Source organism: Myxococcus guangdongensis, assembly GCF_024198255.1.
Taxonomy (GTDB): Bacteria; Myxococcota; Myxococcia; order Myxococcales; family Myxococcaceae; genus Myxococcus; species Myxococcus guangdongensis.
The window spans coordinates 580488-605757 of sequence record NZ_JAJVKW010000003.1 but is presented as its reverse complement, the minus strand read 5'-3'; the positions used below and the strand labels follow the sequence as shown (position 1 = coordinate 605757).

Annotated in this window: 19 protein-coding genes and 2 riboswitches; of the genes, 2 read left to right on the top strand and 17 right to left on the bottom strand. The window is 71.8% G+C overall.

The genetic code is table 11. The annotated features are described in order from the left end of the window. Positions 1-112: 112 nt before the first annotated feature. Genes LXT21_RS11920 through hprK form a run of 3 tightly spaced genes read right to left on the bottom strand, consistent with a single transcriptional unit; the run spans position 113 to position 2499 of the window. Complete coding sequence (locus LXT21_RS11920) at positions 113-661, bottom strand: manganese efflux pump MntP (protein WP_254038234.1); 549 nt, start codon at positions 659-661, stop codon at positions 113-115. A 12-nt stretch (positions 662-673) separates the two neighbouring features. Then, complete coding sequence (gene rapZ / locus LXT21_RS11915; RefSeq protein ID WP_323394344.1) at positions 674-1537, bottom strand: RNase adapter RapZ; 864 nt, start codon at positions 1535-1537, stop codon at positions 674-676. Further along, complete coding sequence (gene hprK, locus LXT21_RS11910) at positions 1534-2499, bottom strand: HPr(Ser) kinase/phosphatase (protein ID WP_046716385.1); 966 nt, start codon at positions 2497-2499, stop codon at positions 1534-1536. The genes rapZ and hprK overlap by 4 nt, the downstream gene beginning before the upstream one ends. Positions 2500-2697: 198 nt before the next feature. Between hprK and LXT21_RS11905 the strand changes: the two genes are divergently transcribed. After that, positions 2698-3042: a histidine triad nucleotide-binding protein gene (locus LXT21_RS11905; protein ID WP_254038233.1), complete on the top strand. Its 345-nt coding sequence runs from the start codon at positions 2698-2700 to the stop codon at positions 3040-3042. Between the two features lie 76 nt (positions 3043-3118). After that, positions 3119-3895 (top strand): YoaK family protein, encoded by a 777-nt coding sequence (locus tag LXT21_RS11900; RefSeq protein WP_254038232.1) that lies wholly within the window; start codon positions 3119-3121, stop codon positions 3893-3895. Between the two features lie 2 nt (positions 3896-3897). Here LXT21_RS11900 and LXT21_RS11895 read toward each other — a convergent pair whose 3' ends face one another. The 14 genes from LXT21_RS11895 to LXT21_RS45180 form a co-directional block, all read right to left on the bottom strand. Beyond that, positions 3898-6486 carry a fused MFS/spermidine synthase gene (locus LXT21_RS11895; protein ID WP_254038231.1) on the bottom strand — a complete coding sequence of 863 codons (2589 nt, stop codon included), beginning with the start codon at positions 6484-6486 and terminating at the stop codon, positions 3898-3900. Positions 6487-6507: 21 nt separating this feature from the next. Continuing rightward, on the bottom strand, positions 6508-8199 hold the full coding sequence (locus LXT21_RS11890; protein ID WP_254038230.1) for a carbon starvation CstA family protein: 1692 nt from the start codon (positions 8197-8199) through the stop codon (positions 6508-6510). Between the two features lie 75 nt (positions 8200-8274). Continuing rightward, positions 8275-11922, bottom strand: coding sequence for a serine/threonine-protein kinase (locus LXT21_RS11885; RefSeq protein WP_254038229.1), 3648 nt, complete (start codon positions 11920-11922; stop codon positions 8275-8277). An 83-nt stretch (positions 11923-12005) separates the two neighbouring features. Continuing rightward, a complete protein-coding gene (locus tag LXT21_RS11880) occupies positions 12006-13691 on the bottom strand; it encodes an FHA domain-containing protein (protein ID WP_254038228.1) in 1686 nt (561 codons plus the stop codon). A gap of 152 nt (positions 13692-13843) precedes the next feature. Next, entirely contained in the window at positions 13844-14335 is a 492-nt protein-coding gene (locus LXT21_RS11875; RefSeq protein ID WP_254038227.1) for a QcrA and Rieske domain-containing protein, read from the bottom strand. Next, positions 14332-15066 carry a cell surface protein gene (locus LXT21_RS11870; RefSeq protein WP_254038226.1) on the bottom strand — a complete coding sequence of 245 codons (735 nt, stop codon included), beginning with the start codon at positions 15064-15066 and terminating at the stop codon, positions 14332-14334. The genes LXT21_RS11875 and LXT21_RS11870 overlap by 4 nt, the downstream gene beginning before the upstream one ends. After that, complete coding sequence (locus tag LXT21_RS11865) at positions 15063-16478, bottom strand: hypothetical protein (RefSeq protein WP_254038225.1); 1416 nt, start codon at positions 16476-16478, stop codon at positions 15063-15065. The genes LXT21_RS11870 and LXT21_RS11865 overlap by 4 nt, the downstream gene beginning before the upstream one ends. Positions 16479-16627: 149 nt before the next feature. Beyond that, a riboswitch (cobalamin riboswitch) is annotated at positions 16628-16844 on the bottom strand. A gap of 19 nt (positions 16845-16863) precedes the next feature. Further along, positions 16864-18477 carry an MXAN_6577-like cysteine-rich protein gene (locus LXT21_RS11860; protein WP_254038224.1) on the bottom strand — a complete coding sequence of 538 codons (1614 nt, stop codon included), beginning with the start codon at positions 18475-18477 and terminating at the stop codon, positions 16864-16866. Positions 18478-18516: 39 nt separating this feature from the next. After that, positions 18517-20478: a TonB-dependent receptor plug domain-containing protein gene (locus tag LXT21_RS11855; RefSeq protein ID WP_254038223.1), complete on the bottom strand. Its 1962-nt coding sequence runs from the start codon at positions 20476-20478 to the stop codon at positions 18517-18519. Positions 20479-20537: 59 nt separating this feature from the next. Beyond that, a riboswitch (cobalamin riboswitch) is annotated at positions 20538-20784 on the bottom strand. 9 nt (positions 20785-20793) lie between these two features. Further along, positions 20794-21315, bottom strand: a complete 522-nt coding sequence (locus LXT21_RS11850; protein WP_254038222.1) for an FHA domain-containing protein — start codon at positions 21313-21315, stop codon at positions 20794-20796. A gap of 73 nt (positions 21316-21388) precedes the next feature. Continuing rightward, on the bottom strand, positions 21389-22666 hold the full coding sequence (locus LXT21_RS11845; RefSeq protein WP_254038221.1) for a DUF7305 domain-containing protein: 1278 nt from the start codon (positions 22664-22666) through the stop codon (positions 21389-21391). Then, positions 22663-23517, bottom strand: coding sequence for a tetratricopeptide repeat protein (locus LXT21_RS11840; RefSeq protein WP_254038220.1), 855 nt, complete (start codon positions 23515-23517; stop codon positions 22663-22665). Before LXT21_RS11840 ends, LXT21_RS11845 begins: the two co-directional genes overlap by 4 nt. After that, positions 23514-24110: an RNA polymerase sigma factor gene (locus tag LXT21_RS11835; RefSeq protein ID WP_254038219.1), complete on the bottom strand. Its 597-nt coding sequence runs from the start codon at positions 24108-24110 to the stop codon at positions 23514-23516. The genes LXT21_RS11840 and LXT21_RS11835 overlap by 4 nt, the downstream gene beginning before the upstream one ends. Positions 24111-24154: 44 nt before the next feature. Next, positions 24155-25255, bottom strand: a complete 1101-nt coding sequence (locus tag LXT21_RS45180; RefSeq protein WP_267145403.1) for a hypothetical protein — start codon at positions 25253-25255, stop codon at positions 24155-24157. Between the last annotated feature and the right edge of the window lie 15 nt (positions 25256-25270).

Genomic DNA, 25270 nt, shown 5'->3' with positions numbered 1-25270 from the left:
CCACCTCGCTACGAATCACTACCATGGCGCGTCATGAGTCACTCCGCAACCTTGACGCATCCGGGTCAGACGACGACGGGCCGTCGCACGGGAGGGCCCGCCAGCAGGGACGTCAGTGGTTCAGGTGCTCGATGAGCGTCTTGAGGCCGATGCCGATGAGCACCACGCCTCCGAGCAGCTCGATGCTGGTGCCGAAGCGCTCACCCAGCCGCTTGCCCGCCCACGCGCCGAGGATGGACATCACGAAGGTCATCAGACCGATGAGGCCCGTGGGGAGCAGGATGCCCAGCTCCAGCGTGGGCAGCGTCACGCCGACGGCGAGCGCGTCGATGCTGGTGGCCACGCCCAACGTCATCAACATGGGCAGCTTGATGCCCGTGGGGGCCGTGCGCTCCTCCTCGCCGTGGGAGAGCGCCTCGTAGATCATGTGCCCGCCCACCAGGGCGAGCAGCACGAAGGCAATCCAGTGGTCGACCGCCGAGAAGTGGGTGACGATGACCTTGCCCCCGAGCGCGCCGCCCAGGGACATGCCGAACTGGAACAGGCCGAACGTCAGCGCCAGCTTCAGGATGTCCGGGGGCCGCGCGCCTCGGATGGCCATGCCTCCGGAGACGGCGGTGGCGTCCATGGCCACCCCGAGCGCGAGCAGCAACAGGGTCACGGACGCCTCCGGCTATTCCTTCTCGATGTCCCGGTCCCACAGCTGGACGCGGGTGTTCTCGTCGGTCAGCCGGCGGGTGAGCTCCGCGGCGATGGCCACCGAGCGGTGCTTGCCACCCGTGCACCCCAGCGCCACCGTGAGGTACGCCTTCCCCTCCTTCTGGTAGCGGGGGAACAGGAAGCGGCAGAGGTCCACCACCTTCTCGAGGAACTGCTGCGCCTCCTCGCGGTCCAACACGTACGCGGCCACCTTGGGCACCTTGCCCGTCAGCCCCTTCATCTCCGGGACGAAGTACGGGTTGGGCAGGAAGCGCACGTCCAGCACCAGGTCCGCCTGCGGCGGCACGCCATAGCGGTAGCCGAACGACATCACCGACAGGCTCGGGCCCGCGGCGGGCTCCGGGCTGAAGCGCGCCTGCACCATGCGCTTCAAGTCGTGGACGTTGAGCACCGACGAGTCGATGACCTGGTCGGCGATTTCGCGCAAGTCGCGCAGCGCCTCGCGCTCCGCCTTGATGCCATCGGCGACGGTGCCGTTGGGGGCGAGCGGATGGCGGCGGCGCGTCTCGCTGAAGCGGCGGATGAGGCTGTCGTCGCTCGAGTCGAGGAAGAGCACCTCCACGTGGTGGCCGGCGCGACGCACCTCGTCGAGGATGCGCGGGGCCTCCTTGAGGAAGACGCCTTCACGCACGTCCACCACCAACGCCATGCGCTCGATGTTGCCACCGCCCGCCAACTCCGTGAGCTTGGGCAGGAGCACCACCGGCAGGTTGTCGATGCAGAAGAACCCCGCATCCTCCAACGCGCGGATGGCGGTGGACTTGCCGGAGCCGGACATGCCGGTGATGACGACCAACTGTTTCGCGGGCGCGGTCACTCGACCTCTTCTCCCAGGGTGCGGCGCATCGCCCCTTCGGCGATGGCTCGGTTGAGCCGCTCGGCGAACTCCCGCGCCGAGTGGTGGCCCTGATGCTTCAACAACTGGTTGCGGGCGGCCACCTCGATGATGGTCGCCATGTTACGGCCAGGACGCACGGGTACCACCGACAGCGGGATGTCCACACCCACAATCTGCAGGTGCTTGTCCTCCACCCCCAGCCGGTCGTACTCCTGATGGGGGTCCCATTCCTGCAACTCGATGACGAGCTCGATCTTCTTCTGCTCGCGGACCGCGGCCACGCCGAACAGGTCCTTGATGTTGATGATGCCCAAGCCCCGGATTTCCATGTGGTGCTTGATGACCGGATTACCGGCCCCATAGACGGCACCCTTGCGGCGGGTGACGTCGACGATGTCGTCGGCCACCAGACGGTGGGCGCGCATCACCAGGTCCAGGGCAATCTCGCTCTTGCCGATGCCGCTCTTGCCCAAGAGCAGGATGCCCACGCCGAAGACGTCCATCAGCACGCCGTGCAGGCTGCTCGACTCGGTCAGGGCCTCCTCCAGGAAGGACTGCACCCGGGTGATGAAGTCGCTGGAGAGCAGCGGCGTCTTCATCAGGGCCAGGCCCCCCGCCTCGCAGGCGGTGACCAGCACGGGGGGAATCTCCAGCTCCTTGGTGACGACGACGCAGGCCAGGTCCTCCTCCTCGAAGAGCTTGGAGAGCGCCTCGCGCTGCCGCGACTCCGGGAGGGTGGCCAGGTACGAGATTTCGGTGTTGCCGAACACCTGGACGCGGCGGGGGTGGAGGTGCTCGGTGAAGCCCGCCAGCGCCAGCCCAGGCTTCTGGATGCGCGGCGAGTCCACCGTCCTCGTCAGGCCCGCCGCGCCCGCGACGAGCGTCAGCCGCAGGTCGTAGTCGTGGTCCTCGATGAGCTGGGAGATGCGGATGGATTTCATCGTCGGGGCCTGGAATATCACCGGTGGGACCTTTTGAGTCGAAGTGCCCACGGGGCATGGCCTCCCCCACCTTCACCGCCGATTGCCCACCCGACCACCGGCCTGCCGTCCCCGGGCCTTGGGGGGCCACCGATTGGCGCCTCAACAATGCGCGCCATGGCCATTTCCCGGCGTCCCGTGGGTTGGTAAGCCCCGGCCATGTCCGACTGCCTCTTCTGCAAGATTCGAGACGGCCTCATCCCGGCCAAAGTGGTCTACAAGGACGACGTCTGCCTGGCGTTCGAGGACATCAACCCGCAGGCGCCCACGCACGTCCTGTTCATCCCCCGGAAGCACATCGCCACGGTGAACGACGTCGCGGCGGAGGACGAGGCCACGGTGGGCCACCTCTTCACCGCGGCGGCGAAGCTGGCCAAGGAGCGCGGCCACGACGCCAACGGCTACCGGGTGGTGATGAACACGAACAGCCACGCGGGGCAGACGGTGTTCCACATCCACCTGCACCTCTTGGCTGGCCGCCTGCTCACCTGGCCTCCGGGGTGAGGCGAAGCGGTGGGGCCACGCCCGTGCGCATCGGGTGCTAGCGTCTCTTCGTGAGGCGCGAGGGGTGCGCCCGGCAATGCCCTTCTCCACGGAATCGACTCCCGCCAATCGCCGCGCCTACACGGTGCTCGCCCTGCTGCTCGCGGCGGTGGCGGGCACGGTGAACGCGACGGGCTTCGTGGCGCTCGGCGTGCACACGTCCCACATGTCCGGGAACATGGCGTCCCTGGGCGAGTCGCTCGCGCTGGGGGACGGCGCGCTGGCGTTCCGGGCCGCCGAGGTGCTGCTGGCCTTCGTGGTCGGCGCGGTGTGCGCGGCGGCGCTGCTGGATGCATCCCGACGGCGCGAGCGGGGTCGTCACGTGGCCGCGCTCGTGGTGGAGGTGGTGACGCTGGCGGGCATCGGCGTGGCGCTCGACGCGGCGCCGGGCGCGCGGGCCCCGGTGTTGTTGTGGGGGCTGGCGTTCGCGATGGGGCTGCAGAACGCGCTCGTCACGCGCGTGTCCGGCGCGGTGGTGCGCACGACGCATGTCACCGGCATCCTCACGGACATCGGCATCCAGCTGGTGCAGATGTTCGCGTGGGTGCGGGATGGCTCGCGCGGCCAGGGGGTGACGGGAGTGCTGCGACGCCTGCGCGCCCTGCCCTCCGCCATCGAGTTCGAGCGCACGCGGTTGCACCTGGGATTGGGGCTGTCGTTCCTCTTGGGGTGCACCCTCGGGCCGGTGCTCTACCTGCGCCACGGCCCCGCGGCGCTGGGGCTGCCGTGCGGGGTGCTGCTCCTGCTCATCGGGCTGGACTTGAGCCCGGCCGCGGCGCGTGGGGCACCTCGAAGCTCCGCGTCACGGGCGTGAAGTCACTCTGACGCGGGTTGGGCCACGGGCTGGGTGGGCTGCGGCCCCGAGGAGGCCTCTACGTCCAGGACGCGCGAGTCGGGGCCTCCCTGGCGCAGCACGCGCAGCACGCTGCTGCGGTCATCGGTCCAGGTGAAGTCCGGCTCGCCTCGCAGGCCCAGGCGCCGCACGCGCGCGGTGGCGCGGGTGAAGGTGGGGCCCCAGGAGAACTCGCGGTCGGGGCTCAGCAGCATCCAGTTGCTGCGCAGGGCGTCGTCCTTCGTCTCGTGGAAGACGAACGTCGCGTGCATGCCCAGCTTGCGCGCGTGCGCCAGCGCCACCGGCACCAGGTCCAGGTGCACGTTGCTGATGTGCATCGCCAGCACGCCGTGGGGGGCCAGGTGCTTCTTGTAGAGGGCCACCGCCTCCTCGGTGAGCAGGTGCACGGGCACCGCGTCCGAGGAGAAGACATCGAGGGACAGCACGTCGAAGCCCTGCGGCTCGCCGCGCTCCAGCTCCTGCTCCAGGGAGATTCTCGCGTCGCCCTCCACCATCGTCGCGGTGGACGGTGAGTCCGCGAGGAAGCTGAAGAAGCCGCCCTTGCCCTGGGCCAGCTCGATGACCGCGGGGTTGATTTCGTAGTAGCGGCCCCGGTCGCCCTTCTCGAGCAGCGCCGCGCTGGTGCCCACGCCCAGGCCGAGCACCCCCACGTGCAGGCCGGGGGGCAGCCCCACCGCCTCGCGCAGTCGACGCTGCTCGGCGATGGCCAGGCCGAGTCCGGCCTCGCGCGTGTAATAGGTCGTGGGCCGCGAGCGATTCTCCGGCGAGGCGAGCTGCCAGCCGTGGGTGACGGCGCCGTGGCGCAGACCGAAGAGGTGGAGCGTCGGGTCCTCCGCGTTCTGCTCCATCACCCGCACCACGCCGAAGAAGTTGCGCTCGCTGAAGCGGGCCCGGTCCAGGTCCTGGTTCATCGAGAGGAACAGGTTCGTCGTCACCATCATCAGCATCGCGCCGCGCAGCATCCGGCTCACGCGCCGGCCGCGCGTCTCGTCCGGGGGCGCCTTCGCCATGCCCACCAACGCCACGATGCAGCAGCCGCCCAGCGAGAGCGGATACTCCCAGTAGGCGCGGAAGAAGCTCGTGGCCACGCCGCTGACGAACAGCGCGCCGATGACGCCGCCCGCGGAGACCCACAGGTAGAAGGCGCTCAGGTGACGCGGCGCGGGGCGCAGCCGGAACAGCTCGCCGTGGCACACCATGCAGCCGGCGAAGAGCGACGCGGCATAGGCCAGGAGCAGCAGCGGCAGCGGGAAGTGAGGCCCCGCCGCGTGCGCATGCGCCGCCGCCGCGCCCGAGGCGATGAGCAGCACCGAGTACAGCGTGCGCGAGTAGAAGGACTCGCGCGAGAAGGCGAGGATGAAGGTGAGCAGGTAGACGGCGAGCGGCAGCACCCAGAGGAACGGGCCCGCGGCCACGTCCTGCGAGAGCTGGTTCGTCGTGGCGAGCAGCAACACGGACGCGCACGTGGACAGGCCCAACCACTCCAGCGTTTGCCGCAGGCCGGGCTTCTCCTGGGGTTGCGTCGCGGAGGCGTCCGGCGCGCCACCTCGTGCCTCCTGCTTCATCGCCTCGAAGGCGGCGGCGTGCGCAGCCTCCGCGTCCGTGGCGTGGAGGGATGCGTTGACGGGCGCCACGCCATCGGCGGACGGGGCGCGCGCGCCTCCCGCGTGCGCGACCGCCACATCGGAACCGGAAGCCACGCCACCAGCGCCCACCGCGAGCCGTGGTGCGGTGCCCACCTCCCGCGAGCCTTCCGCGTGCGAAGCCACGCCCACCGCGGACTGTGACGCCGCGCCTGCCGCCGCGTGTCCATCCACTTCGCGCGAGCCTCCCACGAGCGAGGCATTCGCATCGGCGCCTACCGTGAGCCTCGGCTCCGCGCCCGCCGCCACGTGCCCCACCGCACCGCCCGACTGCCCCGCGCCAGCAGTCGTCGCCGAGCGCTCATGGCGCAGCACGTCCACCGCGCACACCGCGCAGGCCACCGCGAAGAGGACGAAGCCGACGCCCCAGCCCCACGCCTGCGCGCCGCGCCCCACCCAGGGCTCCACCAGGAACGGATAGCCCAGCAGCGCGAGCAGCGAGCCCACGTTCGACAGCGCATACAGCACATACGGCGAGCGCCCCGGCCGCGCCCTCGCGAACCAGGACTGGAGCAGCGGCCCCGTGGTGCTCAGCACGAAGAACGGCAGGCCGATGGTGACCGCCAACATCGCCAACAGTCGCGGCACCGCCAGGTCCGTGCCCACCGGGCGCCACTCGGGCCCCGGCGCCACGGGCGAGCCCACCCACAACGCCCTCACCCCCAACACCGCCACCGCCACCGCCAGCACGCCCAGGTGCACCTTCGCCTGCAGGCGCGGCGTCAGCCGCGAGGCCAGCGCGTGCGAGTACGCATAGCCCCCCAGGAGCGCCGCCTGGAAGAACAGCATGCACGCCGTCCACACGCCGGGCGTCCCGCCGTACCAGGGCAGTGCATAGCGCCCCGCCAGGGGCTGCACCCCGAACAACAGGAAGGCGCTCGTGAAGATGGCGACGGAGTATCGAAGCATGGAGACCCTGGGAGACGTGCGTCAGACGGCGGCCGCCGTGGCGGGAGGATGGCGCCGGGAGCGCAGCGCGCGCGCCCCAGCGGCGAAGAGGGAGAGCGCCAACGCGAGCAGCACCACCGCCACCACCCCGTTCACCCGCGACGCCGCCGAGCTCGCGGGCGACAGCGCCTCGCGCACCAGGAGCACCAGGCTGGTGAGCGTGACGGCCCCCACGAACACCATGGGCACCAGCGCGTAGACGTAGGGCCGGCCCGTGCTCTTGAGCCACACACAGACACCGAGCAGCGACAGCGACGCGAGCAGCTGGTTCGACGTGCCGAACAGCGTCCAGAACGAGCGCCACGCCCCCGAGCCCGCCAGCAGCACGAAGGCCAGCGGCACGGCGCACGTCACCGCCGTGGCCACCATCGCCGCGCCCTTGCCCTTCTTCCCCGCCAGCTCCTGGAGGATGTAGCGCCCCAGCCGCGTGGACACGTCCAGCGTGTCGAACACGAAGGTGGAGAAGGCCATGGCCCCGAAGGTCGTCGCGATGACGAGGTACTCCTTGCCCAGCACCGTGACGATGAAGCGCCCCAGCCCCGCGCCATACACCGCGCCGGGCGCCTTGCCCGTCAGCTCCGCCTTGGTGGCGACCATCACCGTCGCCAGCGCGATGACCGCCACGAAGCCCTCCAGCAGCATCGCCCCGTAGCCCACCGGCTTGCAGTGCGGCTCCTTGTCGATCTGCTTCGACGTGGTGCCCGAGCACACCAGCCCGTGGAACCCCGAGCACGCGCCACACGCGATGGTGACGAAGAGGAACGGGAACAGCGCGCCGCCGGGGCCCGGGACGTTGAAGCCCGAGAAGGCCGGCTGCTGGATGGACAGCTCACCGCTCAGCCCACCGTAGAAGATGCCCACCACGCCCACCGCCAGCGCCGCGTACAACACGAAGCCGCCCAGGTAGCCGCGCGGCTGCAGCAACACCCAGACGGGCGTGAGCGACGCGACGAAGCAGTACGCCAGGATGAGCGCGGACCATCCTCGCGCATCCAACACCAGCAGCGTGGACATGCGCGTGCCCAGGTACACCACGCCCAGCGTCGCCGGCACGAAGATGAGCGTCTGCAGCCACAGGGGCGGCTTGAGCCAGCGGTCCACCAACCCCATCACCACCGCCAGGAGCAGGTACGCGATGGAGGCGAAGGCCACCGCGCCGCCCGGGTTGAAGCGGAAGGTGAGCCCCTCCAGCTCCGCGTCGCCGCTGACGAACGTGGCCGCCGTCGCGTCCGTGAAGGCGACGATGACGTAGATGAGCGCCACCCAGATGAAGGCCAGCATCGCCAGCCCCGCGGTGGGCCCCAGGTGGCTGCGCACCACCTCCGCGATGGAGACCGCGCCATGGCGGATGCTCGCCACCAGCGTGGCGAAGTCATGCATCGCCCCGATGAACACCGAGCCCACCGCAATCCACAGGAGCGCCGGGAGCCAACCGAACTGCTGCGCCGCGAGGATGGGCCCCGCGATAGGGCCTGCCGCGGCGATCGCGCTGAAGTGCTGCCCCAACAGGTAGAAGGGCTTCGTCGGGACGAAGTCCACGCCGTCGCTCTTCGCGTGCGCGGGCGTCACCGCTTCGCCATCCAGGCGGAACTGCCGGGCGATGAAGCCTCCGTAGAAGCGATAGCCCAGCGCCAGCACCACGAGGAACACTCCGGCAATCAGGGGGAGGCTCATGCCGCGAGGCTTTCCCGACCCGGACTTCCGGTCAACACCCTGACTCCTGGAAGTCCGAGGAAGGCGGCAACGGCGTCACTGTTCAACCGACTCCAGCTGAACCTGGACCTGCTTCCTGAAGTTCCTCACCCTCTTCAAGAGATCGGGGCTGCCCTCACCCTCGGCGGCAACAACCTCTTCGTCCAGGTCGTCCCGTCTCGTGCAAAGCAAACCCAGGTCGTCGCAGGACCTGTGCGTCTTGAGCTTCTTGAGGTCGGCGTTCGCCGCCTTCCACTCGCGTGACAGCTCGGACTGGGAGCCCATCCCCTTGATGATGCGCACGCGATTGGTGTTGGCGCGCTTGGGTGCGGGGGCCTTGGGGGTCGGCTTCCCCAGGGGCGCCAGCAACGAGCCATCATCGTCCGCGACGCTCTTCTGCGCGTCGGTCTCCGCCACCGCGGCAGGCGCGGGCGGTGGGGTCTCCACGGCCGCGGGCTTGGGAGCCGGGGCCTGCTCACCAGGGGCCGCCGCCTCCACGGGCGCCTGCTCCGCCACCGCGGTGTCACCTGCGCCCGGATTGGGCTCCGCCGCGCCCTCCACGGGAGCCTTCGGCGCCTTTGCTCCAGGGGCCACGGGACTCGCAGGTGGAGCTCCCTCGGGCCCCTTGGCGACGAGGCCGAGCTGCTCGAGCTGGTTCGTCACCATCCCTCGGACCTGAGGGTCCGACATGAGGAACGCCCCGCCCGCGGTCAGCGCTCCCAACCCGCCCAGCACCACCACCCATGTCAGCGCGGAGCTGCGCCTGGCGCGCTTGGGCACGGTGGTCTTGCGCGTGTCCTCCGACGGGCGACGGACGGGGACGTTGGGCCGCGAGGGCACGGAGGTGCGCCGCGTCTCGTCATTCGCGGTCATCGACACCCGCACGTCCGCGTCCTCTTCCTCGTCCTCGGAGGCCTCGGGCATGGCGACGACCACGGGGCGGCTGACGCCCGTGCGTCGCCCCTGCGCGGGCGCCATCCCCGGCGAGGACGGCCGCACTCGACGCGAGCCCGTCTTCGGACGCGAGACGCCCGAGCGCTCCTCGTCATCGCGCGTGACGCCCTCCGCGTCACGCAAGAGGCTCTCATCCAGGACGACGCGAGGCTGGGTGTCCTCGTGGACGGCGGCGCGAGCCTGCATGTCCGCCACGCGCGGACCCCGAGGGTCCGTGTCCGCGTCCCGAGGCGCGCGCGGATGCGTGTCCTCGTAGCGCTCCGCTCGCCCGGGCCGCGACGCCCGGGGGTTCGTGTCCATCTCCTCCAGGCGCTCCGATGGCTCGCCGTGCCCCATCTGCTCGGGCGTGAGCACCGGCATCTCGGCGTCCGCGTCACCGCCCGACTCCAGAGAGGAGACCACCACGCCCGGCTCGCCGACCTTCGAGCGTGACGCCACGCCCGGGTTCGACGTCAGCGCGGCGCCCTGCACCGGCAACGCGCCCGAGCGTGAGGGAACGCCCGGGTTCGACGTCAGGGCCCCCCCCTGCGCCGGCAGCGCTCCCGAGCGCGCTGCGACTCCGGGGTTCGACGTCAGGGAGCCGCCCTGCGCCGGCAGGGCCCCCGAGCGAGACGGCACGCCCGGGTTCGACGTCAGGGCCGTGTCGGGCATCGACATCGCCCCCGAGCGAGACGGCACGCCCGGGTTCGACGTCAGGGAGCCACCCCGAACCTGGGCACCGGCGGGCGGCATGGTCATCGCGCCCGAGCGCGCCGGAGACCCGGGAGGCGGCGCGGCGGTCGAGGGCATCGAGGCGGCCCCAGGTCCAGGCCGCGTCGTCACGCCGGAAGCGGGCACTTCACCCGCCGAGGGCATCACCGAGGCCCCTGGCCCAGGCCGAGTCGTCACACCCGAAGCAGGCACCTCACCCGCCAAGGGCATCGCGGCCCCCGGTCCAGGCCGCGTCGTCACACCCGACGCCGGCGCCTCCGGGGGCACGCCGACAGCGGGCATCATCATCACGCCGGAGCGCGCCGGAGCCGACGGTGCTGGCGCGCCAGGAGGAACGAGCGCCTGCCGCTGGGGCATCACCGCCGCGGGAGGCGGCGTGACGGGAGGCGGAGGGGGACGCGGGCTCCCACCGCTGAACGTGGCGGGGCGGGACGTGCGCGGGTCCTCGCCGAAGGGACGCAGCGGCTCCGCGCGGGGGTCGGTGGCGTCGTACGGGCTCCCCTGCCCGTCCGAGGAGCCGGCGACCGCGCCCACGGGCAGCAGCTCCAGCTCCGTGGGCCGCGTGTCCGGACGCGACGGCGGCGGCGCGGGCGGCGGTGGCGCGGGAGGAATCGCCTCCGGCGGCATGGCCGTGAGCGGAACCTCGCGCGTCTGCGACGGCGGCCGAGGCACGGGAGCGACGGCGGGCGGCGGCGTGGTCGGGCGGGAGACCTCGGGCGCCACCTCCACGGACACGGAGGGCGAGGTGTCCGGATTCAGCTTCGCCGCACGGGCCCGCGCCTCCTCCTCCAGCGCCTCCAGCGGGAAGGCGGGCCGGGTGGACTCGTCGATGGGGATGCCCGGACGCGTCTCCCCATCATCCACGGGCCCACCATCACGGCTGCGCCGCGTGGGATGGAAGGAGAGCGCCTCCACCGGGCCATCCAGGCGGATGGTCTTCGCCGGCAACATCGCTCCGGCCGGCGGCGACGGACGCGGCGCGGCCCCCTCGTCCGAGGGCTCCGGGGACGCGGCGCGCGCCTCGGAGTAGCCCCCGCGAGGCACGTCCTTGAGGCTCGACAGCAGCCGGCGCTCGGACTGGAAGTCCGCGGTGAACAGCTCGCGCATGAAGCGGCTGACGCTCTCCGGCCCCGCGCTGGCGTCAATCTCCATCAGGCACGCCTGCAGCCGGCCGCGGAACTCCTCCGCCGTCTGGAAGCGCTGCGTCGGGTCCACCTCCAGCGCCTTGGCCACCAACGCCGTCACCGCGCGCGGCGTGAGCGGCTCCACCTCATCCAGCGGCGCCACCTTCGGGTTGGCCACCACCGACATCAGCTCGCCGGGGTGGATGCCGTCGAAGGGGTTCTTCCCGCAGATGAGCTCGTAGAGCGTCAGGCCCACCGCGTACAGGTCCGCGCGCCGGTCCACCGGCTGGTGCCGGGCCTGCTCGGGGGACATGTAGAGGAACTTGCCCAGGATGATGCTCGGGTTCGTCTTCGCCGCCGACAGCCGGCTCTTGGCGAGCCCGAAGTCGATGACCTTCACCTCCCCCTCGTAGGAGATGAGGATGTTCTGCGGCGAGATGTCCCGGTGGACCAGCTTCAGGTCCTCCCCGTCGTCATCCTTCTTGCGGTGCGCGTACGCCAGCGCGTCCAGCACCCGGCCCATCACGTAGAGGATGAACGTCAGGGGCAGCGGCACCTGCCTGTCCCGCACCCGGGCGGCCACCTTGCGCAGGTCCTTGCCGTCCACGTGCTCGAGGGCCATGTAGGCCTCGCCCTCGTGCAGCCCCATGTCCAGCACCTGGGCGATGGAGCCGTGGCTCAGGCGGACCAGCGTGCGCGCCTCACCGACGAAGCGCTCGACGAAGTCGGTGTCCTCGGCGAGCTGCGGGAGGATTTTCTTGATGACGCACAGCTTCTCGAAGCCCTGCGCGCCCTCCAGCCTCGCGAGATAGATTTCACCCATCCCGCCCGTCGCCAGATGGGACAAGAGGGTGTACCGGCCAAAGGGCTGGGGCCGGAACGGACGCAGCCGGGCGGAAGGGTTATGAGCGTTCATGGGGGCGGGGGTCCACCACTCGGGCGCCCATTGAACCCTGGCTTGCCCTGGTCCATCAACCCGTCAACCTGCCGCAGGGGGTTTCACCGCAGGCCGGGGTTCGTCAACACCCCGACGTCCTCGTCGAGGACCTCGAAGGCGGCCACCTTCTCCTTGGGGGGGCGCACCAGCCGCTCCCCCAGGGGCATCACGTCGAAGCGGGCCGCCACGGCCGCCAGCACCTTACCGGAAATCAACACCTGCCCAGGGTTGCCCGTCGCCGCCAGCCACGTGGCCACGGACATGCCCTCGCCCACCGCCGTGTAGTCGGGGCGGACCTCGTTGCCGATCATCCCCACCAGGGCCCGCGTGGTGTGCAGGGCCATCCGCAGCGAGCAGCGCTCGTCCACCGGACGGCGGCTCATCGCCCGCTCCCAGTCCGAGCGCAGCGCCAGGCCCGCCCGCACCGCCCGCACGGAGTCCTCGCCCTTCACGTACGGCACGCCGAACAGGGCCCGCATGGACTCACCGATGAAGGACTCCACGGTGGCCTCGAAGCTGAACACGATGCCGGTGGCGCGCGCGTGGAAGTCACTGAGCAGGCTGGTCGCCTTGGCCCCGCCGATGCGCGAGGCCAGGGCGGGGAAGCCCACCAGCTCCACGTGCAGCACCGTGAGGGTGCGCTCCTCCAGGCCCGGCAGCCGGCCACCCTGGCGTTGGGCCTCGGTGGCGCGGCGCTCGGCGACGTCGGGCGGGTGGAAGCGCTCCAGCGAGCGGCGCAGTCGCTCCTGCGTGGCGCCGCCGTCGCGCGGGGAGAACTTCTGCACGCCGGTGGCCACCAGGTGCGCCACCGCCGAGCACGCGTCCAGCATGGGCTCCAGCCCGTCCCCCTTGGCGGAGGTGTTGACGTAGAGCACGCCCTGGTACGGCGCCTCGGAGCCGATGGGGATGCACAGCACGCTGGCCACGCCGTAGAGGATGACACTCTCGCGCGCGGCGAAGCGGCGGTCGTCGCGCACGTCGCCCACCGCGAGCGCGCGGCCCTGGCGCAGGGCCTCGTCGACGATGGCGTCGGACACCGGCACCTCGCCCTTGGCCAGCCGTCCCCGGTGGCGCACCGCCGCGGGCACGAGCGCCCCCGTGGAGTGCTTGAGCAGCACCACCGCCGTGGTGGCGTCGGTGCGCTCCAGGAGCCGGTCCATCGTCAGGTCCAGGAAGGTGGACAGCGTGGTGGCGGTGGAGAGCGCCTCCGCGGTGCGGAACATCAGCACCAGCGTCTCCTGCGCCACGCGGGGGCTGGCCGGGGCGGCGGGCGAGGAGGCCTGCTGGTTGAAGTCCTCGAAGGGCACGGGCCCCACGTTGTCGAGCAGGCGCAGCACGTCCGCGTCCCGCACGCTCTTGGCGAGCAGCACGGAGGGCCCCACGTCCTGCCCGTGGCCGAAGCGCACGACACCGCCGGCGCCCAGGTCCACCATCTCCGTGGCGGCGTTCTCCACGGTGTTGGGTTGGCGCACCGCGAGCGTGTTCTCGCCCAGCGCCACGGAGTCGCCGGGGGACAGCTGCCGGGAGCCCTGCAGGGGCGCGCCGTTGACGCGGCTGCCGTTGCGGCTGCCCAGGTCCTCGATGCGCAGGATGTCCGCCTCCACGTAGAGGCGCGCGTGCCGGCGCGAGACCAGGTCTCCGCCCAGCACGATGTCGTTCTCGTCGGCGCGGCCCAGGCTCGTCACGCCCTCGGGCAAGTCATAGGACGTGTCGAAGTAGCCGGGCCCGTTGATGATGATCTGCCACATCGAATCCCCGACATTACACGACTCTCTCTCAACGTAAGAGAGGGAGACCTGTGCCCCGGAGGGGGACGGGGCTGACCCGGACTCCGGGCGCGGAGGCCCGTTACCGGGTCAGGACTGACAGTGCGCCGGGCCGCTTCCCCCAGGTGCGGGGCTCAGCGGGGCCGGTGGATGAAGACGGACGCGCCTTGCCGCACCGCGGTGAACACCGCCAGCGGACGCTCCGCCGGGCCCTGGAGGACGGCGCCGTCCAGGGCGAAGCGCGAGCCGTGGCAGGGGCACTCCATCACGCCGTCGGCGGGCCGCCAGTCCACGCCGCAGTCGCCGTGCGTGCAGATGCGCCACAGCGCCACGAAGCACCCGGGCTTCGTGTGCACCAGCAGCACGTCCAGCAGGGCCTCGGGCGCGTGCACCCGGGCGTGGCCCCCAGGGGACTCGAGGCCCGGATGGTCCTGGAGCCGCACCTCCACCCAGCCCTCGGCGGTGGTGCCGGGCTGGGGGAGGTCAGGGCAGGAGGCGCCCTCGGGCGGGAGGTCCAGGACGACGGCCTCCCGCCACTCGCCGCCGCACCCCACGCCCAGCGCGGCCAGGGCACAGCCGCCCCGGGCCAGCGTGAGGAGCGCGGCGCGGCGGTCCAGGTCGGTCATGGCGCGGCGGGCAACGACACGCCGTTCACCACGGCGACACCGTCCAGATCGAAGCCCGCGGACGTGCCCGCCGAGCCGTTGGTGCCCGCGTCGACGATGCGCACGTAACGCGCCCGGGCGAGGCCCACGGTGGCCAGGTCGAACCCGTCCCCCCCGGCCACGGCGGGGTCCGTGGCGCTGATGCCGGCGGCGGGGTTGGCCGTGACGGGACGCACGCCCGCGCAGCCCGGGTAGTTGTTCGTCGCGTCCGAGGGGGCGCAGGGGAACTCGTGCCACTGCACGCCGTCGTCGCTCACCGAGACGCGTCCCCGCTCGGTGAAGGCGCGCGGGCCTCCCGCGATGAGGAACGGGTTCTCGAAGACGAGCAGGTCCACGCCCGGGCCGTCGACCACCGCGATGTCCGTGAAGCGCAAGGTGATGGAGCCGCCCTTGCCCAGCGAGAGGACATCCAGCGACCCGCTGTCCAGCCCCGCGCCCACCGGGGCGCCCAGGACGATGGACGGGAAGCGGTCCTGCCCGAAGCCCGCGCCGGGGCCGGGCAGGTACTCGACCACCTCGTCCGCGTACGGGTCCGCGGGCCGCGAGGGGCTCGCGTCGGTGCCCGAGTCACCGGGCCCCGCGTCCTCGTCCGTGGGCGCGGGGGGAGCCTCGTCCCCGCCGCACGCGGACAGGCTCAGCGCCAGGGCGAACAGCGCGCCCCGGCCGAGCCCGTGGAGGGCGCGCGTGTTCACGGGGCCACCTGGAGGCGCACCAGGCGCCGGCCGTTGCGGTCGGACACGCCGACGAGCACGTCGGAGCCGAGCGGCTCCAGCATCGTCACCGAGGTGCACTGGTTGACGTAGCCGAGCACGGGCACGCGCGCGCCCACCGTCACGGCGTCGCCCGTGCCGACGGACAGCGCGTAGCGGGACACGTCGGTGCTCACGAAGTTGAAGTCCGCGTCGTAGCCACCACGGTTGATGGCGACGCCCGAGCCGAAGGCACCCGCGCCGTTGAAGTCGCTGCCCACGTCGATCTTCGCCTGGGCGCCCAGGTCCAGCGGCGTCCCGCTGGTGATGGCCGCGGAGACGGTGGCGGGCGCCACGCCGTAGATGACGTTGACGAAGTTGCCGTCGAAGTAGCCCAGCGCGGCGATGCCGTTGGACGTCACGGCGGTGAAGCCGCTGGCCACCGCGTCACCCTGCGGGAAGTTGGCCACGCGCACCGCGCTCGTGGGGTCCGTGGACGTCACCAGGCCGTAGACGGCCAGGTCGGTGCCGGGCAGCGTGCCCAGGCCGCCACCGTTGACGAGCACCGCGCTCAGCGCTCCGCTCCAGAAGGCCGCGGCCGAGTAGTTCTTGGGCGCGACGACGTAGTTGGAGTTGGCCGGCGTCACCAGGTCATACGCCGCGACGTTGCCCGGAGCGCCCGTGGAGCCCAGCGTGTAGCCGGTGAAGACGCTCGTGCCGTCGTTGATGACGTAGCCGCCCGGATACACGGCCGCGGAGCCGTCCCGGTCCGCCTGGGTGACGATGTCGAAGAGCTTCGTGGTGCCGGGCTGGAGGTTCGGCCAGGTGCCCAGCGAGAACAGCCCGGCCTCCTTGCCACGACCCTGGATGCCGTAGAAGGCATAGGTGGGGCCCGGAGAGGCGCCGAGCGCGAGGATGTCCGCGGACAGGGGCGCGGACTCGGCGGCGACGAAGCCGGGCTGGAGCACGAGCGTGCCCAGCTTCGGGTCCAGCGGAACCGTCGCGCAGTCGACAACCACCGGACCCGCATCCGGCTGTCCCGCGTCGGGCGTACCCGAGTCCGGCTGTCCCGCGTCGGGCGTACCCGAGTCCGGCTGTCCCGCGTCGGGCGTCCCCGAGTCCGGCTGACCCGCGTCGGGCGTGCCCGAGTCCGGCTGTCCCGCGTCGGGCGTGCCCGAGTCCGGCGTGCCCGCGTCGGGCGTCGGGGTGGTGGGGATGGGCTCGGTCTCGCACTTCTCGTCGACGCAGACCCACTGCTGTCCCGCGGGGGGCTCGCCGTTGTCGGCGCGGCAGTCGAACTGATCGACACACTCCGGGTTGCAACCGGTGCCGAGCAGGGCCACGGCGAAGGAGGCCACGGCCAGTGATGCGGACTTCATCCAGGGCTTCACGCGCTTCGATTCAGCCGTCTTCATCTGCGTCCTCGTCCCTCTCGCCCCCACGGGCGGGTGGGCTTCCAGGAGGACGCGGTCGAAGGCGGTCACCCAAGCACCTCAGGGTGCACGGATGGAAAGGCTGACGCCTCCGCCGCCTCCCCTCGGAGGCCTCGGTGATGTCCGTGCCCAAGGGGCACGGGTCCACGGCAGGTTTTCGGACTCGCAGGCGCGGGAGCCCCGGAGGGCGCCCACCTAATGGCCGTCGCTTCCCAGTCCCGGGAGGGACCAGTGCTTCACATGACGGCGGTCGTTCCTGCACACCGCTGCGGGGCAGTCCCGGATTCGCACCGGGTTCCCTAGAGCCGCCGTGGTTCTCACGACGGCACCGAGGACGCGGCCGGGATATGGCGGGTGACAGGCATTGTCAATGGAGCGCGGTGACGTCGATGGCGTTGGACACGGGGCGTCGGGGGTCCACCGGGCACGCCTCGAGCGCGGGGCCCTTCGCGGTGGGCGTGGAGTAACCCCTGCGCTCGGTGAGGGTGCCATCGCCGACTTCCACGACGAAGACGCGCCCCGCGTTGGTGTCCGCCAGGTACACCGCGCCCCGGGACACGGCGAAGCGGCTGGCCACGGACAGCATGCAACCCGGTGCGCCGGGCTGACACCCAGGATTCAGCGCGTAGGACGCCACGGGCACGTCGTTCTTCACCAGCACCAGGCCCGTGGAGCGCACGGACGTGGCGATGTAGCCATTGGCCGTGTCGTAGATGGCCTCACCGATGCAGGCAACCACGAGCTGGTCACCGACGGCTTCCACGTAGCCCGCGTTGAGGCAGCGCTCCTTGCCCAGGTCGATGGCGCTCACGGCGCCGGTGGCGGGGTCGATGCGCGCGAGCATGCCGGGCCCGTTGGGGCGGTAGTCATTGGCGGGGTTGAGGTTGGTGAGGGCCACGTACACGTGGGTGCGCGTCGCCGCGACCGAGAACGGCAGGGGCATGGAGCCGCTGCTGTCGAAGGGCTTCAGGTCCAGGCCGGTGAGCGACAGGGTGTCCACCTTGCGCGGCTGCGTGGGGTCGGAGATGTCCACGCGCGCCACGGCGTTGCCGTGCTGGAAGTTGGAGCTGCCGGTGCCGAAGAGCGGGATGTAGAGCAGGTTGCCGAAGCGCGCGAGTGCCTGGGGGCTGGTGTTCGGCCCCAGGTTCAACTGACCCACGGTGCGCAGGCCCAGGCCGTTGCCGTGGGCTGCGCCGTCGCGGCGGAGCACCTGGAGCGTGTTGTTCACCGAGTCGATGACGTACACGTGCGGCGGGTCCACGAGGATGTCATTGGGGGAGCCGGACACGACGCCCAACGAGTCCTCCTCCACGAGCGCGCCCAGGTTGCCGCCGGGGGCCTGGAGCAGCTTGCCGTTGGTCATGTCCGCGCCGAGCACGAAGCCATCCCAGGACGCGAGCGCCTGGATGCCCGCGCCGAACTCACGGCGAGGTCCGAGCTGGTCCGTCCCCGCCTGGATGCCCACGAGCTGACCGTTGGTGAAGCACGCGGCCACCACGTCGTAGGTGCAACGCCCGGCGCGGCAGGACTGCGCGTCGGGGCACACGTTGCCGCAGGCTCCGCAGTGGAGCGCATCCGTCTGGCCGTCCACGCACGCGCCGGAGCAGCGCAGCAGACCTTCGGAGCAGCCCTCGCGACAGGCGCCGGACTCGCAGACCTGTCCGGAGGCACAGGCCGAGCCACACGCGCCGCAGTGGGCGACGTCCGTCGCGGTGTCCACGCAGGCGCCGCCACAAGACACGGTGCCGGCGCGGCAACCACAGGCGCCGTCCTGACAGACCTCGCCCGAGGAGCACGTGGTGCCACAGGCGCCGCAGTGCGCGGTGTCGCCGCGCGTGTCCACACAGGCGCCGTCACAGACGACGAGGCCAGAGGTGCAGACCACGCCCTCGTCGGGACAGCCCGTGAGCACGAGCACCGAGACACAGAGCAGCGACAGGACGAGCCGCCTGGGCTCTACGAAGGAAGGTGCAGGGAGCATCGAGTCCTCACGAAGGGAGACACCAAGAACAGTTCAGGCTCACGGAGCACGCGGTGCATTCGAGCCCTCGGGAGCGGAAGGCGCCGGCTCGAGCGACACCGCGAGCGTCGCGTACGCCGCGCGCCCTGGCAGCGGGAAGCCGGTGAAGTCCTGCACCCGCGCGTCGAGCAGGTTCTTCACCTCGACCGACAGCGTCACCTCCGGCCGGTGCAGGAAGGTGCTGGAGGCTCCCACGCTCCACAGCGTGCGCGATGGCAGTGAGCGCGTGCCCGTGCGATTGACGAACTGCGAGGCCTGATACAGCACCTCGGTGCGAGCGTTGAGCCACTCCGGCCCCGCGCGCACACGCCCCACCCACTTCTGCCGCGGCCGATTGGGCAGGTCCTGATTGAAGTAGCGCGGGTCTCCCAATCGGTTCTGCGTGCGCAGCCACGTGTAGCCACCGCTCGCCGACAGCCACGAGAACAGCCGCGCCTCCGCCTCCAGCTCCGCGCCCCACACCCGCGCGGCGTCGAAGTTGTACGGCCGCGCCATCATCGGCGGATACAGCTCGTACGCGATGAGGTCCTCGTACAGCGCCGCGAAGCCGCCCGCCGTCACACTCCACCGCGGAGCCCCCGCCACCATCGCCTGGGAATCCCAGACCACCGCCGCGTCCGCGTAGAGCACCCGCTCGGGCCTCAACCCCGGATTGGGCAACAACGTCCCCTGCCGGATGTACAGCTCCAGGAACGACGGCGCGCGATGCGACTGTCCCGCGTTCGCGCGAATCCCCACACCGCCGCCCAATGACAACCACGCGCCGAGCTTCGGAGAGAACAGCCAGTAGGGCCCCACCCGCTCGAACCGCAGCGACGGCACGACGCTCAACACCTCGTCGACCAGCGCCCACTCGTCCATCACCATCACGCTGCCGCGCCACCAGCTCGCGGACTGCGCGCCCTTCGCCTGGGTGACCTGCTCCCCCGACGACGCCACCGTCGCCGTCAGCGCGTGCCCGCCCCCGAGCAGCGTCCGCCCCTCCAGCTCCACTCCGCCCACGACATGCCGCTGCGGCCCACCCGCGCCCAGCAGTCCACCCGTCACCTCCAGACCATCGCGACGGAAGAACCCCCTCGCACTCGCCTGCGTCCCCGACCACCGCACGCCCAAGGACAGCCGGTCCAAATCCTGTCGCCCCGCGGACTGGGGGTTCTGCACCGTGCCCGGAATCGCGCGGTCCTCCAGCGACAGCTCGGACAACACATCCAGCCGCGAGCCGCCCGGGAGCCGCCGCCGATACCGCAGCAGCACGCCGCCCCCCTTCGCGTCGTTGCGCGCGCGCGCCTCCGCCGTGACGGGGTTGTCTGGCACCGCGGGCAGCTCATCGAGCTCGTAGGCGAAGTCCCCATCGGAGCGCCCCGCGTGCAGCAGCACCAGCGCATTCCCATCCAACAGCGGCCCGGTGACGGCCACGTGCCCCAGCGCCGTGTTCCAGCTCCCGTAGACCACTTCCCCACTGGCTCGCACGTGCGACGACGGCGCGCGCGTGACGATGTTCACCGCGCCGCCGAGCCCTCCCGAGCCATAGCGCGCCCCCGCGCCGCCGCGCAGCACCTCCAGCCGCTCCACCAACGCGGCCGGCACCTGCGACAGGTCCGCCATGCCACCCGCGCCGTTGAGCGGGATTCCATCCAGGAACACCAACACCCCGTTCGACGCGGCGCCGCGCACCACCAGGCTCTTGCTCTGCCCGTAGCCGCCGGAGTCCTGCACCGCGAGCCCCACCGAGCCCACGAGCAGCTCCGCCGTGTCCCGGGCCTCGCCCGCATGCTCGCTGGCGTCGATGACGGTGATGGCGCCGGTGGGGTCGCGGCGCTCGGGCGAGTCCGGAGGCGGCGGCGCCTTGCCTCGCACCACCGTCGCGGGCACGACGGCGTCCTCCGACGCCTGCGCGTGCGCTCCGGAAGGCAGGCTGAGCGCCAGACACACCAGGTGCCCGGCGAGGAAGGTGCGCCGCATGCTCCGCCTTCCGCTCTCTCCATCGAAGAGAGAAGGCCATCCGCCCGTGTCGCCACGCGACACGTCCGCACCCTCGGGCAGGTCTCCTGGCTGATGGACTCCAGCTCCAGGCGCACGACGCGTCTGGCTGGAAGGGGGCTTCCGCCTTCCCCCGGAGCGTCCGCCTGGACACCGCCGGAGTGGCGACAACCGAAGTCCCCGGCCCTGACCTCAGGGCTGCCCATTCACAGTGGCGGGACCGCGCCGGAATCGCACCGGCTTCCCTCTTGAAAGCCCGACATGGGCACCCAAGGGCGCACCCCTTCTAGGAGCTGCCTACCAGCGCGTCAAGCGCACCCGGGACGACACCTGGCACGAGCGCGCGTAGGACTCGAAGGCGCTCGCCTGCAGGAACACCACCTGCGCGCTCCCCAGTCGCAGCGAGGCCTGGCTGAACAGCGGCGTCGAGCGCCCCGGCACAATCAACACCCCCTCCACGAAGGTGCCGCCGTGGCTCTCCAGGTCCGTCACGCTCCACACCTCGGTGTGCGGTTCCGGACGGAAGCGCGCGTGCTGCCGCGACACGGTGGGCTCGGGCAGGACGATGTCGCACTCGGGGCTGCGGCCCACCATCACCTCGGGCCCTCGCCCGGGGAAGCGCGGACACAGCTCGAACACCACGGGCTCCACGCCTCTCGAGGGAATCGGCACCTTCAGCGTCGGCGGCTCCAGCTGCGCCACAGCGCGCGGTCGGCTCGGCATGGAGTCCCACACCAGCACGGGCCACCCGACATCCCGCAGCAAGGCCTCGCGGTCCTCCTGGAGCCGGGACATCAGCGAGGACAAACGGTGGAGCACGACGAGCCCTCCAGGCCGGGAAGGTGTGCACGCAAACCTGTGCACGCCCCCGCGCCCTGTCCACCCCCCTGTATCACTCCACGGGCCCGCAGGCGCTCCCCAACGAGAGGATGTCCGAATCGTAGTGCAGCGCCAGCGCACCCGAGGACTCGATGTGCCGCACGAAGACGGAGCCGAACACCTCCGCGTTGCCACTGAGCGTCAGGGTGGCCCCGGGTGCATAGAGGTTTCCCGCGAGCACGCTGCCCGCGGAGATTCCCAGCGTTCCCGTCCCCGCCGCGTACACGCGCACCTTCGCGGGCGCCTCCACGGACCCCAGCATGAGCTGTCCGGCCACCGTCATGTCGCCGCCCACGAACAAGTCCAGCTCCCCCGGCGGAACCACCTCCACGGAGAGCCGCTCGCCGATGACGACGCTGCCTTGCACGAAGAGCGCCGTGCGCTCGCGCACCACGAGGTTCAGCCGGCCCTGACCCTCGATGCCCGTCAGGAAGAAGCGCCCGCACGGCAGCTCCAGCGTGCGCTCGCCGGTGAAGCCCTGCAGCGCCGAGGGCTCCAGGTCGATGACGGCGTTGTGGTTGTCGCGGGCGTGGTTGGCGATGAGTCCTTGGATGTCCACCACCGACGCGGTGTCCCCGCACGCGCACGGCGACACGGAGTCCACCGGCTCGCGAAGCACCTCGGCGGCGGTCACCGCGCCGGACATGCTGCGCTCCGCGGGCACCGCCAGCTTCCCCGCCACGTCCAGCGACGCCAGCCCCACGTCACCGCGCACCCACGCGTCCCCCGTCACCCGCGCGGACACGTTGCCGCTGAGCGGACCGCCGCTGTACAGCCCACCGCCCACCGACAGGCCGCGCCCCAGCAGGATGCCGTCCGCGCCGCCCGCGCTCAGCCCGCCGCCAATCGTCAGCGTGTCGTTGGCCGCGACGCCGCCGTTCGTCGCCACCGCGCCGCCCTGGCCTCCCGGCACGTACTTGCCCAGCGAGCTCTTGAACGCATCCGTGGTGAGCGACGCGCTGAAGGCCAGCCGCTCGCACGAGCACAGCGCATGGCGGAAGGCCCGCTCGGCCAGGTGCCCGCTGCACACCTTCGCGCCCGTGAGGCTGTCGCCCACCAACAACAGCGGCCCCGTGGACGCGCAGAAGGCGGCGTGGTCATCGGTGGGCTCCTCGCCCTCGCCCGTCGTCGGTCCGCCATCGGACGAGGCCACCGGCCCCGCGTCGTTGCGCGGCGTCTCGATGAAGGCCACCGGGTCCTTCACCTGGCACGCGCTCCAGGCGCCCACCAGCCCCAGCACGCAGAGGACCTTCGCCCCGGACTTCCACGGCGACACGTTCGCGCGACTCATCGACCTGAGACCTCCTTCAGCCGCTTCCGGGCCGATACGGCATGGGGCGAGTCGGGATGACGCGCGAGGAAGGCCTCCAACGCGCGCACCTCGCCGTCCCGCTCACCCAGCGCGCGCAGCGCCTCGGTGACACCGTGGCTCGCCTCTTCTTCCAACAGGCCCCCGGGCCATCCCTTCAGGGCCTCCTGGTACTGGCGCAACGCCCCGCGCGCATCGCCCAGGTGCTCCAGCCTCAACGCCCCCGAGGCCACGCGCGCGACGTACGCGGACATGCCCTGCGGCTCGGCCCGGATGACACGCAGGTAGAGCGCCTCCGCCGCCTTCCACTGTCCGGTGGCGCGATGCTCGTTGGCCCGGCGAAGCAGGTCCTCCGGCGCGGGCGCGGCGGACGGCGCGCTGCTCCGGGGCTTCACCGGAGCGATGGGCTCCAGGGTGACCGCATCGGGGACTGAAGGCACGGACCGCTCTCGCGCGACCGCCTCGGGCCCCGACGGCGCGGACCGCTCCGGCGCGACCGCCTCGGGCTCCCGAGGGACGGGCTCGGCGCGGGGCGTCATCGGCGGTGAGGGAGCGATGACCGCCGTGTCCTCCGGAGCAGCGGGCGCCTCGCGACCCGACAGCTGCCAGGTCGCGACCGCCGCGGCACCCACCACGAGCAGCGCCCCGCCCATCCACCAGTGCGGCCGGTGTCGACGACGCGGCGGCGACGACGGAGCGTCCAGGGTGGCCAGGAGCGCGGCCTGCACCAGCGCGGTGGACTTCTGCCGCGACAGCCGGCGCGCGGGGCCGGGGCCGTCATCCAGCGGCGCGAGCAGCTCGTTCGGCCCGTCCTCATCCACGAGCCGACTCATGTCGCACCTCCCTCCGGAGCGCCACCCGCATCCGTGGCCAGCGCGCGCAGCGCCGTGCGACCCAGCCGCAGGCGGCTGCGAATCGTCTCGAAGGGAATCCCCAGCTCGTCCGACACCTCCGGCACGCTCATGCCGAGCACATGGTGCAGCACCATCGCATGCCGTTGCTCGTCGGGGATACGGTCCAGCAACATCACCATGCGGCGGCGGTGGACGTACTCGTCCGGCGGCGCGTCCTCGGACGGCACCGCCATCAGCTCCGCCGGCTCCTCGCCCCTGCGCGCCTCGCTGCCCCGGGCGCGCTTGAGCCACGCGAAGGTGGTCCTCGCGACCACCCGGTCCACCCACGAGTGGAACTGCCCCTCGCCCCGGTACGAGGGCAGGCCCCGCAGCAGCGCGATGAGCGACTCCTGGGCGATGTCCTCCACGTCCCCGTCGCCGTGCACCAGGTAGCGCACCAGGTTGCGCACCCGGGGCAACAGCTCCAACAACAAGGACTCGGCGGCCTGCTTGCGTCCCTGGATGGCCGCCTGGATGCGCGGGTCCACTCCAGGTCGTGCCCTGCCGATGGCTTCCGGACCCGTGCTCGTCATCGACCCCATGGAGGGAGGTCGAGGCGAAAACGGGTCATCACCGCTCATGGCAGCAGCACCAGCGCCAGGGACGCCCTCGGCCGGACGGCCCAGCCCTGATTTCGCGGCACGAAGTTTCCGTTCTCGGAGTAACCCAGCTCGGGCCGCCCCACCGCCGCGTCGGCGGCCACGGACAGCTCCACGGCGAGCAGCCGCGAGAAGCCCCACCGCAGGGACGTGTCGGGCCCCACCAGCAGCGCGGGGATGAAGCGCGGATTGGCCGCCTGGATGCCCGGGAAGTGCGACTCCGTGCTGCGGCCGAAGAGCAGCAGGCCCGCTCCCGCGCCCACACCCCAGCGCAGCTCGCCCACCTGCAGCAACGGGAAGTCCCACCAGAGCCCGCCCGAGTACTGCTCCAGCTTCACGTCGGTGCGCCCATCCGGGAGCATGCGCGCCAGGCTCAGCGAGAGCAGCAGCCGCAGCCGCCCCGAGGGGAACTCCCACCCCGAGCCAATCAACAGCCCCTGGTGACCGGAGTCCGTGTATCCATCCAGCGCGGCGAGTCCGCCCACCAGCACCTGCCAGCGCAGGGAGCGTGAGTCCTTCGAGGCCGGCGGATAGGTCCACAGCTCCGGCGGCACGACGACGGGCCCGGACGTGGGCTCGAGCACGGGCGCGGGCGGCGCGGGAACCTCCACCACCTCGCCCAGGGGTGTGCCCGCCTCCACCGCGCGCAGGGCGGAGCGCACCACCAGCGCCACGGCCTCGGCGCCCGCGGACCACTCGAGCGCGCCGGGGTGTCCTTCCAACTTCGCGGTGCGAACGAAGAGGTGACGGCTGCCGGGCTCTGCGAAGTGGACGCGCAGCTCGGCGCCGGAGCGCTGGAACCAGAGGACAGCGCGGGCCTGGTGCGCGTCCGCGAGCGCGACGGCGGAGCGCCACTGGTCCTGGGGTGGGCCCTCCAGTGAAGGTCCCGGCATGGCGCGCAGCTCCACGGGCAAATCACTGCTCTGTCCGCGCACGCGCTCGAGCAGGGCGCCGTCCTCCTCGGAGGCGATGCGCGCCACGGCCAGCCATGCGCCGCCGCCGTGCTCCGCGCGAACCTCCACGCCCAGGCACAGGGCGGCGACGAGCCCCAGCCGAATCAACACGACGCCCGATGCCATGAACGCGAGGCTAGC

What these genes read in the sequence shown, in the direction of transcription:
- LXT21_RS11885 (WP_254038229.1), bottom strand. Translation starts at nt 11,922, where the DNA reads ATGAACGCTCATAACCCTTCCGCCCGGCTGCGTCCGTTCCGGCCCCAG.
- LXT21_RS11900 (WP_254038232.1), top strand. Translation starts at nt 3,119, where the DNA reads ATGCCCTTCTCCACGGAATCGACTCCCGCCAATCGCCGCGCCTACACG.
- LXT21_RS11895 (WP_254038231.1), bottom strand. Translation starts at nt 6,486, where the DNA reads ATGCTTCGATACTCCGTCGCCATCTTCACGAGCGCCTTCCTGTTGTTC.
- LXT21_RS11845 (WP_254038221.1), bottom strand. Translation starts at nt 22,666, where the DNA reads ATGAGTCGCGCGAACGTGTCGCCGTGGAAGTCCGGGGCGAAGGTCCTC.
- LXT21_RS11875 (WP_254038227.1), bottom strand. Translation starts at nt 14,335, where the DNA reads ATGACCGACCTGGACCGCCGCGCCGCGCTCCTCACGCTGGCCCGGGGC.
- LXT21_RS11840 (WP_254038220.1), bottom strand. Translation starts at nt 23,517, where the DNA reads ATGAGTCGGCTCGTGGATGAGGACGGGCCGAACGAGCTGCTCGCGCCG.
- LXT21_RS45180 (WP_267145403.1), bottom strand. Translation starts at nt 25,255, where the DNA reads ATGGCATCGGGCGTCGTGTTGATTCGGCTGGGGCTCGTCGCCGCCCTG.
- hprK (WP_046716385.1), bottom strand. Translation starts at nt 2,499, where the DNA reads ATGAAATCCATCCGCATCTCCCAGCTCATCGAGGACCACGACTACGAC.
- LXT21_RS11865 (WP_254038225.1), bottom strand. Translation starts at nt 16,478, where the DNA reads ATGAAGACGGCTGAATCGAAGCGCGTGAAGCCCTGGATGAAGTCCGCA.
- LXT21_RS11835 (WP_254038219.1), bottom strand. Translation starts at nt 24,110, where the DNA reads ATGACGAGCACGGGTCCGGAAGCCATCGGCAGGGCACGACCTGGAGTG.
- LXT21_RS11905 (WP_254038233.1), top strand. Translation starts at nt 2,698, where the DNA reads ATGTCCGACTGCCTCTTCTGCAAGATTCGAGACGGCCTCATCCCGGCC.
- LXT21_RS11890 (WP_254038230.1), bottom strand. Translation starts at nt 8,199, where the DNA reads ATGAGCCTCCCCCTGATTGCCGGAGTGTTCCTCGTGGTGCTGGCGCTG.
- LXT21_RS11860 (WP_254038224.1), bottom strand. Translation starts at nt 18,477, where the DNA reads ATGCTCCCTGCACCTTCCTTCGTAGAGCCCAGGCGGCTCGTCCTGTCG.
- LXT21_RS11855 (WP_254038223.1), bottom strand. Translation starts at nt 20,478, where the DNA reads ATGCGGCGCACCTTCCTCGCCGGGCACCTGGTGTGTCTGGCGCTCAGC.
- LXT21_RS11880 (WP_254038228.1), bottom strand. Translation starts at nt 13,691, where the DNA reads ATGTGGCAGATCATCATCAACGGGCCCGGCTACTTCGACACGTCCTAT.